This window comes from Nocardia caishijiensis NBRC 108228, from assembly GCF_001612825.1.
In the GTDB taxonomy this organism is placed as follows: Bacteria; Actinomycetota; Actinomycetes; order Mycobacteriales; family Mycobacteriaceae; genus Nocardia; species Nocardia caishijiensis.
The window spans coordinates 112,967-126,941 of record NZ_BDBE01000040.1 but is presented as its reverse complement, the minus strand read 5'-3'; the positions used below and the strand labels follow the sequence as shown (position 1 = coordinate 126,941).

11 protein-coding genes are annotated in these 13,975 nt (G+C 66.7%); 5 read left to right on the top strand and 6 right to left on the bottom strand.

What is annotated here, in order from left to right:
• From NC7_RS22975 to NC7_RS22965, 3 genes are read right to left on the bottom strand one after another with little or no spacing between them, the layout of a single operon-like run.
• Complete coding sequence (locus tag NC7_RS22975) at positions 1 to 858, bottom strand: metallophosphoesterase family protein (protein ID WP_067986536.1); 858 nt, start codon at positions 856 to 858, stop codon at positions 1 to 3.
• Positions 855 to 2,225 carry an ABC transporter substrate-binding protein gene (locus tag NC7_RS22970; protein WP_084458725.1) on the bottom strand — a complete coding sequence of 457 codons (1,371 nt, stop codon included), beginning with the start codon at positions 2,223 to 2,225 and terminating at the stop codon, positions 855 to 857. The genes NC7_RS22975 and NC7_RS22970 overlap by 4 nt, the downstream gene beginning before the upstream one ends.
• 30 nt (positions 2,226 to 2,255) lie before the next feature.
• Positions 2,256 to 3,380, bottom strand: a complete 1,125-nt coding sequence (locus tag NC7_RS22965) for an ABC transporter ATP-binding protein (RefSeq protein WP_067986532.1) — start codon at positions 3,378 to 3,380, stop codon at positions 2,256 to 2,258.
• Between the two features lie 198 nt (positions 3,381 to 3,578).
• Between NC7_RS22965 and NC7_RS22960 the strand changes: the two genes are divergently transcribed.
• Entirely contained in the window at positions 3,579 to 4,274 is a 696-nt protein-coding gene (locus NC7_RS22960; RefSeq protein ID WP_067986530.1) for a DUF8020 domain-containing protein, read from the top strand.
• 96 nt (positions 4,275 to 4,370) lie between these two features.
• Here NC7_RS22960 and NC7_RS22955 read toward each other — a convergent pair whose 3' ends face one another.
• A complete protein-coding gene (locus NC7_RS22955) occupies positions 4,371 to 4,826 on the bottom strand; it encodes a hypothetical protein (protein ID WP_067986528.1) in 456 nt (151 codons plus the stop codon).
• A gap of 504 nt (positions 4,827 to 5,330) precedes the next feature.
• On the opposite strand from NC7_RS22955, the gene NC7_RS22950 reads away from it, so the two are divergent.
• Positions 5,331 to 6,275, top strand: a complete 945-nt coding sequence (locus tag NC7_RS22950; protein WP_157102142.1) for a hypothetical protein — start codon at positions 5,331 to 5,333, stop codon at positions 6,273 to 6,275.
• Here the strand turns inward: NC7_RS22950 and NC7_RS22945 are convergent.
• Positions 6,196 to 8,433 carry a DUF8320 family protein gene (locus tag NC7_RS22945; protein WP_157102141.1) on the bottom strand — a complete coding sequence of 746 codons (2,238 nt, stop codon included), beginning with the start codon at positions 8,431 to 8,433 and terminating at the stop codon, positions 6,196 to 6,198. The genes NC7_RS22950 and NC7_RS22945 overlap by 80 nt on opposite strands.
• Positions 8,430 to 9,098, bottom strand: coding sequence for a response regulator (locus NC7_RS22940; protein ID WP_067986522.1), 669 nt, complete (start codon positions 9,096 to 9,098; stop codon positions 8,430 to 8,432). The genes NC7_RS22945 and NC7_RS22940 overlap by 4 nt, the downstream gene beginning before the upstream one ends.
• A gap of 269 nt (positions 9,099 to 9,367) precedes the next feature.
• Here NC7_RS22940 and NC7_RS22935 point away from each other — a divergent pair, with 269 nt between their 5' ends.
• The 3 genes from NC7_RS22935 to NC7_RS22925 are packed head-to-tail and all read left to right on the top strand — an operon-like array spanning position 9,368 to position 13,951.
• Positions 9,368 to 10,039 (top strand): 4Fe-4S single cluster domain-containing protein, encoded by a 672-nt coding sequence (locus tag NC7_RS22935; RefSeq protein ID WP_067986520.1) that lies wholly within the window; start codon positions 9,368 to 9,370, stop codon positions 10,037 to 10,039.
• Positions 10,036 to 11,415, top strand: coding sequence for a hypothetical protein (locus tag NC7_RS22930; protein WP_067986518.1), 1,380 nt, complete (start codon positions 10,036 to 10,038; stop codon positions 11,413 to 11,415). The genes NC7_RS22935 and NC7_RS22930 overlap by 4 nt, the downstream gene beginning before the upstream one ends.
• 10 nt (positions 11,416 to 11,425) lie before the next feature.
• Positions 11,426 to 13,951 carry an AAA family ATPase gene (locus NC7_RS22925; protein ID WP_067986516.1) on the top strand — a complete coding sequence of 842 codons (2,526 nt, stop codon included), beginning with the start codon at positions 11,426 to 11,428 and terminating at the stop codon, positions 13,949 to 13,951.
• Positions 13,952 to 13,975 lie beyond the last annotated feature (24 nt).

Sequence of the window (13,975 nt, the reverse complement as noted above, 5' to 3'; positions counted from 1 at the left end):
TCACCGCGTCTCCGCGGCGATCGCCGCCAACTGCGCGAGCACCTCGGCTTCGGGCCGGTCGTAGACCGGCGCGGCCGGGGTGAGCTCGATCGCGGTGGCCAGCACACTCGATGCCACGAGATCGATACGGCTGTAGCCGAATCCGGTGAACCCGCGATGCCTGCCGACCGGAGCCATCGGGTCGATGCGGTACGACAGTGCCGGGCCGATCCACACCGGAATCCCGGCCAGCGCCGCGGCGCCGGTGAGATGGTTGTGCCCGCACAAGATCATCCGCACATCGCTGCCCGTCAACGCATCGGCGAGACGGTCGGCATCCTCGAGTTTGAGAAAGTCGGTGGTGGCCAGGGGAGAGGGCACCGGCGGGTGATGCAGGACCAGGAGGGTGCCGCGCGGCGCGTCCGTGCGCAGTTGCTCGGTGAGCCAGGCCAGCTGCGCCTGTTCGAGCCTGCCCTCGTGGCGGTGCGGGGTGGTGCTGTCGAGGGCGACGATGCGCAGCCCGCCCACCTCGACGCAGTGGTCGTGGGGCACCTCGGTGTCCACCGAACCGGGAGCCGAGTCGAGTAGCTGTTCGCCGAAGGCGGCCCGTTCGTCGTGATTGCCCATCACATAGACGATCTCGGCGCCGAGCTCGGCCGCGACCGGCTCGACGGCGGCGCGCAGGCGCCGGTATGCCTCGGGTGACCCGTTGTCGGCGAGGTCACCCGAAAGCACCAGGGCGTCCACGGACCGCCCGGACGCCCGCAGGTCGGTGAGTGCCCGCAGCAGATTCGCATCCGTGTCCACCACGCCGTGGACGAGCTCACCGGTCGGGCGCAGATGGAGATCGGTGAGCTGCACGATCGTCATCTCGCTCATGCGGTCGGGAGGAGTTCGGCGCCCTCGGTGCGCGCGGCGGTCAGCGTGGCCTGCGGATCCCGGTTCTGGAACACGACCGCTTCGACCGCGTCCATCATGCCGTCCCGTACCTGCAGATAGTTGTTGCCGGGCATGGACACCCACGGCTCCATCCGCGCGAGCTGTTCGACGTTGGGCTTCAGCAAAGGGTTCGCCGCGGCCCAGTTCTTCAGCCCGTCGGCGTCCTCGAGCAACCCGGTGCGCAGCGGCAGGTAGCCGATGTTCTGTGCGATCTTCGTGTAGGACTGCTCGCTGGTGAGGAACTTGATCAGCTCCCAGGAGGCCCGCTGCCTGGCCGGGTCCTCGGACAGGATGTGCAGGCCCGCACCGGAGTTGGTCGGCACCGTCGGGGTGTTGCCGAAGGCGGGCATCGGCGCCGAACGCAGATCCCACTTGTCCTTGGCTCCCTTGACGAACATGCCCTGGATGGCGCTGGTCTCGAGCAACATTCCCACTTCACCGCGAGTGAAGGCCTCATACCCCTGCTTCTGGTTCAACCTGGGCATGCTGCCGTTGTTCACCAGGTCCTGCGCCATCTTCGTCACCTCGACGGCGGGCGCTTGATCGTAGGTGAGTGTGCGGCGGTCCTCGGAGATCACGCGGCCGCCGTTGGAACGCACCAGCGACTGGAAACACCAGTCCTTGGCGGTCTTGGTCAGGCAATCGATGTACACCCCGCCCTTGCCGGTGCGGTCGGCGATGGTCTTGGCGGCCGTGGCGACCTCGGCCCAGGTGGCGGGCGGCTTGTCGGTGTCGAGCCCGGCCTCGGTGAACAATGAGGCGTTCAGGTACAGCACCGGGGTGGAGAAGACGAACGGCACACCGTAGGTGTGGCCGTCCCAGTCGTCGAGGGTGCGGGCGCGGGGTGCGTAGCCGTGTTCGGCGCCGTCGAAGTTGCGGGCGACCTCCTCGGCGCCGACGAGGGTGTCCAGTGGTTTGGCACGCAACTGATCGACGGTGAAGTTCAGGTCGCTGAAGCCGAGCTGGGCGACATCGGGCGGGTCGCCCGCCACCAGCTGGTTCTGGATGCTCGAGATGGTGTCGGTGGCGGGGTTGGGACTGTTCCCCTGCGGCTTCTGCGCGGTGACCTCGATGTTCGGGTACTTCTTGCCGAACTCTGCGATGAGGTCGTTGAACGTGTCCGTCCAGGCGCCCGCGAGGCCGTAGTTGTAGGACTCGAAGGTGATCGAAACCTGCTGACCGGGCGACAGTTCCGGGATCCGGCCGGTCGCCGTGGTGTCCGAGGACACGGTGCTGCCCAGGCCGCAGCCACTCAGCACGACGGCGGTGGTGACCACCACGCCCAGAACGGGCAGGGTGCGTTTCATGACGGTTCTCCTCAATGGTCGTGCGGGAATTCAGGGGACGGGTACCGAGTGCGCGGCGTTCGCCGAATCCAGCTGGGGCGCTTGCCACCTGAGGCGTAACCCGGTGTCGGGGTCGAACAAGTGGATGTCGGCGGGATCCACCCGCGCGGCGACGCGCTCGCCCACCCGGACTCCCGCCGGGCGCGCGACCCGCGCGCACAGGCTGGTCGCGCCCGCGTCGATGTGCACCAACTCCTCGCTGCCGAGGTTCTCGACCAGGCGGATGGTGCCGCGCACAGCAGTCGCGGCGGCGTCGAGACGCAGCCGTTCGGGGCGGATGCCCGCGATGACCGGAGTCCGCGCCGGAAGATCGCCTGTGATGTCGAGCGCGGCATCGATCCCGTCGCCGGTGATCCGCAACCGGCCCTCGGTCGCGGTCACGACGGCGGGGAACAGATTCATCGATGGTGAGCCGAGGAATCCGGCGACGAAGGTGGAGCGCGGCTGGTCGTAGAGCTCGGCCGGGGTACCGCACTGCGCGACCCTGCCCTGGTCGAGCAGTGCGACCCGGGACGCCATCGTCATCGCCTCCACCTGGTCGTGGGTGACGTAGAGGAAGGTGGTGCCGAGACGTTCGTGCAGCCCGATCAGTTCCGCGCGCGTCGCGCTGCGCAACTTGGCGTCGAGATTGGACAGCGGCTCGTCCATGAGAAAAGCGCCCGGATCGCGAACCATGGCACGCGCCAACGCCACTCGCTGCCGCTGACCCCCGGACAGCGCACCCGGCCTGCGTTCGAGCAGGGCCGACAACTCCAGGGTGGCCGACACCTGCGCGACCCGCCGTTCGATCTCGACGCGCGGCCTGCGCCGGGCCCGCAACGGGAACCCGATGTTCTTCGCCACCGACAGGTGCGGGTAGAGCGCGTAGCTCTGGAACACCATCGCCACGTCCCGACGCTGCGGCGGTGCGTCGGTGACATCGGTGCCGTCCACCAGGATCCGGCCCTCGCTCGGCTGCTCGAGCCCCGCGATCATCCGCAACAGAGTGGACTTGCCGCACCCGCTCGGCCCGAGCAACACCATGAACTCGCCGTCGGCGATGTCGAGGCTCACCTCGCGCACCGCGTAGTCGGTGTCGAACTTCTTCGACACCGCATCGATCTGCAGTCGTGCCACGTCTCTCCTTCGGCCCGGGGCGGATTCGGCTCCACCCCTGGAGTCATGAGGTCAGTGTCGGGGCCGGGTCGGGGTGCGAGCCGGGGCGATAGGCGATGTCGATCGGTCCAATCGACTCGGCCCGACCACGGCGCGTACCGAGCGGACGTCGATCACGGTGATCGCGACGGAGAACCCGATGAGAGAGAAAGAAACACGATGAGGAAATCTTCTGCGGCCGCGGTACTGCTCGCCGTCGCGATCGGCGTCACCGTGGGCGTCACCGGTCCGGCGACCGCGCAGGACGCCGCGCCGGTCCACTTCACCGCCGAGGAGGTGAACGGCACCTCGGTCATCACCACCGACGCCGGTTCCCTGATCGCCGAAGACAGTGCCTTCAAGGTGAAGGCACCCGACGGCACCACGATCGCGGCCACTCCCTTGACCTTCCGCCTCGACGATTTCGAGCTGCCGATCACGGCGGACATCTCCGGCAACACCGCCGTGCTGACTCCCCGGCTCGACCCCGCCGAGGCCGTCTACAAGCCGGTCGCCCTGCCCTACGAGGACCAGGCACCCTGGAAGTCCGAATACGACCGCGAGGTCGCCGCCTGGAGCCGCCTGACCAGCACCATCTCGATGGGTGCCACCCTCGGAGTCCTGGTCGGTGGTATCGGCGGCGCCGCCGTCGGGTGCGTCCTCGGCGGCCTCGCCGGCGCCGCCATCGCCTCGGCGACCATCGTCGGCCTCTTCGGTGCCTTCCTCCCCGCCGCCGGACTCGGCTGCGTCAGCGGCATCCTCGCCGTCGGCGCCCTCGGCGCCCTGGCAGGCCAAATCCTGATCGCCGCCCCGGTCGCGGTCGGCGCCGCGATCCAGTACTTCACCACCATCAACCAGCCGATGCCCAAGAAGTAGGTGAGCGCCGACCCGATGTAGTTCGCAGGGACACCGAGCCCCGCCCGATCAGCTGATCGGGCGGGGCTCGAATGTGAACAGCTGAATCGTGTCGGACTACACGCAGTCCCAGGTCTTGTCGGCGTCGAAGTTGCCTCGTGCGGTGGTGCCCGGATGGTTGCGGTCGCAGTACGCCTGGACGTCGAGGTCGCCGAGCTCCTGTTCGATGACCTGGCCTTCGATGCCGGGTGGGATGCTCAGCGACTTGCTCATCGTGGTTTCGACGCAGTAGTACCCGTACGGGGTGGCTCGATTGGGGTTGTGGTATTCGTCGGCGCTGCGAGATCCCGGCGTGGTCACCTGCTGTTGGACATCGTCGACGTGACGAAGCTTGACCGACTGCTTGCCGTATTGCTGCTTGCACGCCTCGGACAGATCGACGCGATGGGTCGCCGCTTGGGCGACCGAAGGAGCGATCGTCGATACGGCGAGCGTCAACATCGCGGCGGCGACCACGGTGACAGCTACCTTTCCAGCGGCAGCGACAGGCTTGGTGAATGAGACTTCGGACATGGCAGGTGGTCTCCCGTCGGAGTGAGGCTGAGCTGCCTCGAGCAGAGGTGCCTTGTGGCACCACTCATCTATACGGACGGAATACACGGGAAACGAGTCACCACTTTTCGGTGACATCGGTGGGTGCGGTGCGTCTTCGGACAGCTGGCCGATATCAGGTCCGGCGAGGTCCACCGGTGATGACACCGAAAAGTGAGTCTGTCGGCGATGCCGATCGGCGGCGCACACTCGGATCCGTGCCGGGCCCTCGGCACGATCTCCGGTGAAAGAGGTTGTGATGTCGTTTGTTTCGAAGTTCTTGCGTGGTGTGTGCCCCCGGTGCAACGGCACGGGTGGTCACAGTGACTTCGGGAACTGGGTGAATTGCGGTGCCTGCAACGGGACCGGTCAGAAATAGCCGACGGATAGGACACGTCGGCGGGCCGCCGGATACCAGCGGCGGTCCGCCGACCAGGCAGCAGCCCACCGTGGACGAGCGATCGGTCCGGCTGAATGGAGGAGGAAGTGGACACACCCTACGAGTCGTCAGTCACCGAAGCCGCGGCCATTCGAGATCTGGCTCGTCAGGTCGCGTCCGGTCACGGGGGAGTCCACGCGGGTTCGCCGCGGCACGGCTGGGTACTGGGAACTGTTGTCGACGAAGGCGCCCGAGACTTTCGGTACGGCCCGTCCAGTTGGGAAGCCGGGTCGGTCTATGTGCTGCGAGCCGACGGCGCACTGATGTGGTCGCCGTTCTGGGTATCGAGCCCCTCGGTGCCCCTCGATGTCGATGTGGTCTCCGCACTGGATCGTGAGCTTCAACCGCTGCCGGACAGTAAATTGTCAGATCTGGACCGGCCGAACCTGGCTGACTACGAGATCAGCCATCGGGACGAAGCGGGGGTCCGATTCGAGCTGGGCAGGCGGTATCAGGTCGTGGCTCAGGCCAGAGGCGAGATGATCGTGCGGGCACTGCGCGCCGTCGACACCCCGGCGCGGACGTTGGACAACACCACAGTTCGCCGTCGGGCACGACAGGCGGCTCGATCGAATCGGCGGGAACGTCCACTGCGGATTCTCGGCACAACGCTTGGTTTGTTGCTCTTGGCGGTGCCGGTGTGGGCGTTGACTCCGGTTGTCGCGTATGTGATGGCGTCGATGTTTCCGGGCCTGTACCCGACATTCTTCTGGGCGGGGAAGAACCGGGAGGGCGATCTGTACGTCCTGTTGGCGATGCTGTTACCCAGCATGGTTCTGGGGTTGGGGGCGATAGGGTTGGCCTTGCCTTATCGGGATGGCGAGGAAGTGATCTCTCCTGCGGCGATCACCGGGTTTGCGGGGGGCCTGGTGGTGTTGCTGTATCAGGCCTGCTCCGGGACCGGTGGGCAGTTCAGCTGGTTTTGGCCGCCGCTGTCGGCCATGGTCGCGCACCTGGGTCTCGGGATCCACCGACGGCTGCGGAACCGGTGAAGGTGGCGGTTCCGTTGGCCGGGATGCTGATTCGGCGTGTGCCTCCCTGGCCTCTGACCAGAATGGTCGCGGCGATCGGTCGGCCCGTGGGCTGAACCCGGACGGTGAGTTCTCCTGATGCGGCGGTGGTGAGCTCGGCGGCGAGGGTGGCCAGAATGTGGGCTCGGGTGGTTGGGGCGTGGTCGGTGCTCTGTTGATCGTCGTAGAGAAGAACATCCACGCCGCGTCGGCGGGCATCGTCCAGGATGGGGCGAAGAGCGGGGTCGGCGAGGATTCCGCCGCGGAGTTCGTCGCGCAGGCAGGCTTCGAGCAGGGCGAACGATCCGCGTTCGGCGTCGCTGAACTCCGCGGGGTCGGCGATGCGTGACAGCAGCGGTGCGGTGCGGGCGTCGAACAGCGCCAACTGCGCCGCCCGTTCGGCGAGCGCGGCTCGTGCTGACGTGGTGCGGATGACCAATTGCCGGTTGAGTTCACGGAGTTCGACGATCGCAGCCAGGCGTGGCCGCACGAGCCAGGCGAAGACCATGCAGCCGACCAAGGGTGCGAAGTCCGCGATACGCGTGATCATCAGAGCACCCCAGCCGACGAGGTCGGCACCCACCCATCCTGTGCATCCGACGACAACGATGGCTTGACCGGTCCAGGCGGCGGCCGGTCGACCCCGCAGAAGCAATAGCGCATAGATCGCGGCGGTCGCCGACGCAGGCCACAGTTGTTCCGCGGTAGGCAACTTCGGCAGCTCTGTCAATGCGAGGACGGCACCGATCGGGCCGAGTATCACTGCTGAGGTTGCCCAACGGGGTATCGGGTCGGCTGGTGCGGCCAGGAAAACGAGGATCATCGAGGCGAACAGCACCAGGGCGGTGACGCTCGCCCACCCCGGACGGCTGTGCAGGCTCATCAAGGCCAGCGCACTGATCGCCGCGAGATAGGTGACGGCGACACCGGCCGCCGCGGCCGTTCGGATCCCGAGGAACTGACGGATGTCGGGTGTCGCCGGACGTGGACGCCGCCACCGAAGCGTCACGGTGGTGCCCTTGCCCGGCGCGGAATCGAGACCGGCCGCGCAACCGGGAATATCGCGGATCCGGTCGAGGCTGCCGCGCAAGCCGTATCGAGCGGAATGTGTGCTCGTAGTGTCGAAGCCGCGGCCGTCATCCCGGATGGTCACGATCACGCGCCGGGTATCGGCCTCGATTCGCGCACGGATCCTGGTGCCCGGCGGGTTGTGTGCGCGAGCGTTTCGCACGGCCTCACGGGCTCCGTCGGCGAGCGCGATGACTGCCTCGGCGCGGGCTTGTCCGTCCCGGCAGCGCAGGGACATCTCGACCTTTCCGCCGTCTTCGACGGCCGCGCGGAGGATCTCGACGGCGTGCTGGTTTCCGTAGAGCCGATCGTCACCGACCAGCGGAGTGGTGGAGATGCGGGTGATCGCCTGGGCGGCTCGACGTTGCAGATGGGGGCTGTGGGGGAGACTGGTCGCGGCGAGCAAGGTCGAGAGCACTTCGTTGTGGATCAGGGTGTTGTGGGTCCTGCGTTGTGCCGCCCGCGCCTCCAGTGCCGCGGTGTCGTCGCCGAAACGGTCTGTCACCTCGCGAGCGTGATCGAGGGCGGCGGCGGTGCGGAGTCCTTCGAGGATCATCGCCACGAACACCAGTGAGAACCCGAGTGAATAGGTGAGTTCGAGACCGAACGCGAAGTTGATCGCGGTCGCCCGGTGCTGGTTGATCTGTTGCACAGCGGTCGTCGCGATGAGCAGATAGGCGACCGTGGACAACGGTGACCATGCCAACGCGGCGGTCATGGCCGCGAGTCCGGGAACAAAGGACAACCACATCGATCCCGGCAGCGCGAGGCCGTTCCATGCCACGGGCCACAGCGCGACGATCACGAGGAATGCCACCGCGACGGTGCTCGCTACCAGTTCGATGGAGCGTACCGACCCGGAACGCGCACACCAGGCCAGTCCTGCGGCAGGAACGACGAATACAGCGAGCACGGCGGCGGGTGTCCACCACACAGCGGAATAGGCGGCGTCACCGGCGACACGGCCGGACAGCATCACCGCATACAAGGCGTCGCTGAGGGCGATCAGCAGCGCGAGCCTGCGCATGACCTGTTCGCGATTGTCGCCTTCGCGAGCAGTGATCGGTGTCATCGACGTCGCGGGCGCCACCACGGGCGGGGGGCGTATCCATCGCGTTGTGCCGCGGTCCGCAGCAGCGCCCGGGAGTGGACGGGCGTCCCCGCCTCGAGGTATTTCGCGCGGATCCGCCGCAAGTAGAGGTTCACCGTGTTGACACTGATGCCCATCAACGCGGCCACGTCCTCGGCGCACTCCCCAGCCGCGTACAGGGCCAAGGCTTCCTCCTCCCGTGGGGCGAGTGCGGGTCGCTTCGGGTCGGAGTCCAACGCGGCGGCCCAATCGATCGTCGCGAGGGGTTGCCCCTGTGCGGCGGCGCGCACCGCGCCGCGGATCACTCCTGGCGGCTCCGACTTTCGCAGAACCGAGACCGCACCGGCCCGCGCGGCCTCTCGGATGAGGTCCGGTCGATCACCCGCGGTCAGCACCAAGACGTTCGGTACACCCGCCGCGCGCAGTGTTGCCAGGTTTTCGATCGGTCCGGAACCGTCGGGTAGTGACAGGTCGAGCACCACCAAGTCGAGCGGACCCGCGCCTTCCAGCATTCGCGGCACCGTCGATCCGACCGCCACCAGCACGACGGATGGATCGGGAGAAAGGGCGTGGCGTAGGCCGTCGATCAGAAGTTCGTGATCCTCGACGACCCCTACCCGCAGTTGCTCCCGCGTCACCTCCGTCATCGTTCGATTCTCGCAGCGAGGACGCCGAATGGACCTGCGAATCCGCACCTGCGGCACGTGGTCTGCTCGGCGCTGCCCCCGACATTCGGCGGTGGTCAGTACTTATGACCTTGTGCCACAAGCGTTTCGGCAACCAGGACGGATGCGATGGTTGCGAAGGATGTCGGTCGAACGTAGTACAGCGCGTAGCCGCCGAGCGTCGTAGGCTACCCGCAGTAAGGGGCGGCGTTCTATGAAAGTGATTGTGCGAGGGGGGTTTTGTGAGCACGATGGTGAACCTCGCGGCGACGGCTGTCGCGACGGATTCTCTCGGTCCGGGACGCCGTGGCGTGGTGTGGGTGCAAGGGTGTCCGTTGAACTGCCGGGGTTGCGTGGCACCTGATTGGATTCCTGTCGAACCCAACAGTCTCGTCACACCCGAAGCCCTCGCCACGCGGCTTCTGGCCATGCCCGGCATCGGTGGCCTGACCTTGAGCGGTGGGGAGCCCATGCTGCAGGCAGCCGGTCTGGCCGAGGTCGTGCGGCGGGTGCGTGCGGTTCGTGATCTCGACACCATCTGCTTCACCGGATTCACGCTCGCGCGCCTGCGTAGGAATCCCCCCGCACCGCTGGTCGAGGAACTGCTCGCTGAGATCGACGTGCTCGTCGACGGGCCCTACGTGGCTGCTCGTGACACCGGGCGAGGGCTGCGCGGCAGCGACAACCAGGTCGTCAACCACCTCACCGACCGCTTGCGGGAGAGCGACTACAACTTCGCGGATCGACCGAGAACCGCGGAACTCCACGTCGACGAGCGGTCGGTGACACTGGTCGGCCTGCCACCACCCGGGCTGCTCGCCGCTCTCGACACGGCCCGAGCCCGGCATGCGCGCGGATCATCGTCCGCACCAACTGCCCCCGATTCAGGCGGGCACGAATTCGGTAGTGAGGTACTGGGGTGAGTGGACGCAAGCAGATCTATGTGGACGAGTCCGAATGGAACCGATTGCAGGCGCAAGCGCGAGAGCTGGGCCGGGTCAACCGTGATCTGCCGGGGCTCCTCGACCGGGTGCGTGAGCAGACCGAGCACACCGCGCGCCGTGCGGTGGCGGAGATGACGCAGCGGCAGGCCGGATTCGAGGCCGCCGTCGCAACACTGAGCGCGGAAATGCGCGACAGCGAAATGCGCTCGGATCAGCGACTGCGCACCACCTCGAACGACATCATGAATCGATTGCGGGAGCAGGACACACAGCTGCGCGCGGAAAGCGCGCAGGCATTGCGGGCGCACCGGACGGCTTTCGAACGCGCGCTGGCCGAGGAAAACGCCGAGCGCCGGGCGCAATTCGACGCGATCGATGCCGCGTTGACCGGCGTGCGGGAAGACAACGCGCGGGCGGCAGCACTCACAACCAGCAGCCTCGCGGACGCCGACGTCTTGCGCACTCAAGTCCTCGCCTACCCCCACGAACGTTTCTGCCCAGGTCGGCTGGCGAGCCTCGATGCCGATCGCGCCGACCTCGTCGCCGCGATCGACAGCGGTGCTCCGCCCGGATACCTGCTCGGCTCCGCGCGAGCGCTCGTCCGGCAGATGAGCGAATTGCGCTCGCAACTGGCCGTGCTCGATGCGCAATGGCGAGCGTGCCGGTATGCGGCCGAGCGAGGGCTCGTGCAGCTGCAGCAGGTCGTCGAGGGCAACGCCACCATCGACACGGCTGCGACGTTCGGGGTCGAATCACCCCTGGCACCCGACGTCGACCACTGGTCCGAGGGCAGGCTGGCACAACTCGACGACGAGGTGGCCGAGCTCCTGGCCAAGGTTCGCGACGACGCCGCGCCCCTGTCGATCGAGGAATTGGACGCGGTGGTCGAGACGGTGATCCCCGAACTCGACCAGCGACTGGACGCTACCGTCGAAGCGGCCGTGGTCGCGGTGCGCGCTTCCCAGATGCGTGCCAACCTCGCCGAGTTGATCGCCGACACGCTCGACAACGACCATCAGTATCAGGTCATGAGCGAGGCGGACGCCGGGTACGTCGACGCCGACCAGCGCCGCGCCTTTCTCGCCCGCACGATCAATGTGACCACCGGCAACGAGGTCGTCATCGAGATCATTCCCAACGCCGACGTCACGCGCGCGCCACTGGTCGAGATCCACAGTTTCGACGGCGAGGCCGCCGAGGAAGAACGGCTGGCCCGCATCGATTCGATTCACGACAGCGTGCACGAACGGACGGGCATCGACTTGCGTTCGACAACGGTCGCGGCCGAACCGGATCTGTCGCGCCGCGATGTCGCGGCACTGGTGAAGAATCCGATGAGCAGGTCACTTGACTGAACACGCCCCGATGACACTCGCTGCTGATCTCGCACTGCCCGAACGTGTGCGCGGTGCTCGCGCGCCACGGGTCGGTGAAGTGTTCTGGATCATGCACGGCCCCGGCGTGACCGATGTGTTCGCCGGTGCCGACCTGTGTGTGCGCGGCTGCGAAGAAGCAATCTGGGAAGTGCTGCGCGGCAGTGGATTTCGTCGTGTGGTCTTCACCGATTATCGCCGGACCGTCTATTTCCACGACCGCGAGTCGCGCGCGCTCACCCGGGGCGAACCGGTGCCGGAGCGCGCACCCGCGCGTCGTGCACGCGCGGGGTTCGCCGGTCCGATGGGCGAGACGGTGCTGCTGGACCGGGCTCGGGTGATGCCCGGGCCGTCGCAACGGTCGACCCCGCGCGCCAACGACGCGCACCAGCTCATGATGCTGGACGGGCTGATGACCGACGCCGAGGTGCGCACGGCGCTGGTGGTACCGGTGGCGCAGACCTGGCTGGCCGAGATTCCCGGCGGCTCGCGGCGGGCCGCGTCGCAAATGCTGTTGCGCTGGATCTCCGGTCAGGCAGCGCCACGCAACCTGTGCGTATTGTTGTTCGCCCCTATCGAATTCACCGAGGTGATCACCGGTATCCGGCAGCACGGCTATCCGGAGCTCGCGACCCGGCTCGCCGATCTGGCCCCGACGCGGACAACGGTGGTCGGTTACGCGGAGGAAGCCGAAATCGGTCGGCTCGTGCACCACTTGCGGTTGACGAAGGGGCTGCGGATCGCGGATTGGTCCATGCTCGCGCACACGATCAGGACCATGGCCGAGCAGCAGTTCCACCTGCGCTCCTGGCGGGAACAGTTGCTCGTTCTCGCCGAGGGTCGCATCGCACTCAGCGTCGAGGCGCTCGGCCTGACCGCGAGCGCACCACCGGCAAGCCGCGATATCTGGCAGCGCCTCGATGAGATGGTCGGGATGTCCTCGATCAAGAACTTCTTGCGCAGCCACAGCAAGGCGGTGCACAACGATCGGATTCTGTGGCACGGCGAGCCGGACGATGAGCGTGAGCCGATGCCGCTGCATCTCGCGCTGAGCGGTTCACCAGGAACCGGAAAAACCGTCGTGGCCACCATGATCGGCGAACTCTATCGAGACATGGGTGTGCTGAGCCGGGGACATCTCGTTGTCGCGTCCGTGGAAGACCTTGTCTCGCAATATGTCAGCGATACGGCGGTCCGCACCGGCGAGGTGGTGCGGCGCGCGATCGGCGGCGTCTTGTTCATCGATGAGGCGTACCAACTGATGCAGGGTCACGGGCAGGAAACCATCGACCGACTGGTGACCGAGATGGAAAATCACCGCGACGACTTGGCGGTCGTCATCGCAGGATACGAGCGACCGATCAACGAACTCATCGATTCGAACCCCGGATTGGCGAGCCGCTTTCCGCCGGATAACCGGATCGTCTTTCCCGATTTCGAGCCACCGGAACTGCATTCGATTCTTCTCCAGCAGTTCACCGGGGCGCGACTGCCGATCACCGACGAGCTGCGGCAGGCGACAGGTGTGCTGGTCGAGAACATGTATCGGACGCGCGGAGCGGATTTCGGCAACGGGCGCGCGATGCGCAATCTCGTCCAGGCGATCAAACGCCGTTGGGCGGATCGAGTCGAACTCACTGACCCCACCGACATTCCGCCTGCCACCCTCGCGGACATCCCGGACGACTTTCGTCGTTACCTCGCGACGACAGCGCCGCTGGACGAGGTCCTCGCCGAGTTGACGCCCCTGGTCGGGTTGGCCGAGGTCAAGACCACCATCCGGGGAATGGTCGACGTGCTCGGGCTGCGGCAGCGTCGCGGCCGCGCTCGGTCGGTAGCGCCGCACATGCTGTTCGTCGGTGCACCGGGGACCGGCAAGACCACTGTGGCGCAGCTCATGGGGCGGGTCTTCGTCGCGCTCGGATTGCTGGTGAAAGGGCATGTCATCAACACGACCGCCGCCGACCTGATAGCCGGTTACGTGGGACAGACGGCGATGAAGACCAGGGCGAAGGTCGAGGAAGCACTGGACGGTGTTCTGTTCATCGACGAGGCGTATGGCCTCATCGGCACCGGCGAGAACAACTTCGCGAAGGAAGCGGTCACCGAGCTGGTCGCGTTGATGGAAGCACATCGGGGCCGATTGGTGGTGATCGCCGCGGGCTATCCCGATGATATCGCGGAGCTGATCCAGAAGAACTCGGGCCTGACCTCACGGTTCTCCCGGACGCTTCGCTTCGACGACTACGACCGGTCCGAATTGGAGCTGATCTTCACCCGAGTCGCCGAAGCGGAAGGCTACGAACTCGCCGACGAGGTCGTCGCCCTGGCCGGAGAAACCTTGACGGCACTGCGTATACGGCAGGGTAAACACTTCGGTAACGCGCGCGCGGTCCGCAATCTGTTCGACCAGGTCGAACTGCGCTGCGCGACCCGTGTCGCCGCACTGTCGGCCGACGCCGAGGCCGAGATACGGATCGTCGCGGACGATATCCCGGATGCGCGAGACGTCCGTTGATCCGGACCGAGCAGGCCAGCGTGT

Coding starts and splice junctions, on each gene's coding strand:
- NC7_RS22970 (WP_084458725.1), bottom strand. CDS start 2,225: ATGAAACGCACCCTGCCCGTTCTGGGCGTGGTGGTCACCACCGCCGTC.
- NC7_RS22955 (WP_067986528.1), bottom strand. CDS start 4,826: ATGTCCGAAGTCTCATTCACCAAGCCTGTCGCTGCCGCTGGAAAGGTA.
- NC7_RS22940 (WP_067986522.1), bottom strand. CDS start 9,098: ATGACGGAGGTGACGCGGGAGCAACTGCGGGTAGGGGTCGTCGAGGAT.
- NC7_RS22945 (WP_157102141.1), bottom strand. CDS start 8,433: ATGACACCGATCACTGCTCGCGAAGGCGACAATCGCGAACAGGTCATG.
- NC7_RS22960 (WP_067986530.1), top strand. CDS start 3,579: ATGAGGAAATCTTCTGCGGCCGCGGTACTGCTCGCCGTCGCGATCGGC.
- NC7_RS22925 (WP_067986516.1), top strand. CDS start 11,426: ATGACACTCGCTGCTGATCTCGCACTGCCCGAACGTGTGCGCGGTGCT.
- NC7_RS22975 (WP_067986536.1), bottom strand. CDS start 858: ATGAGCGAGATGACGATCGTGCAGCTCACCGATCTCCATCTGCGCCCG.
- NC7_RS22935 (WP_067986520.1), top strand. CDS start 9,368: ATGGTGAACCTCGCGGCGACGGCTGTCGCGACGGATTCTCTCGGTCCG.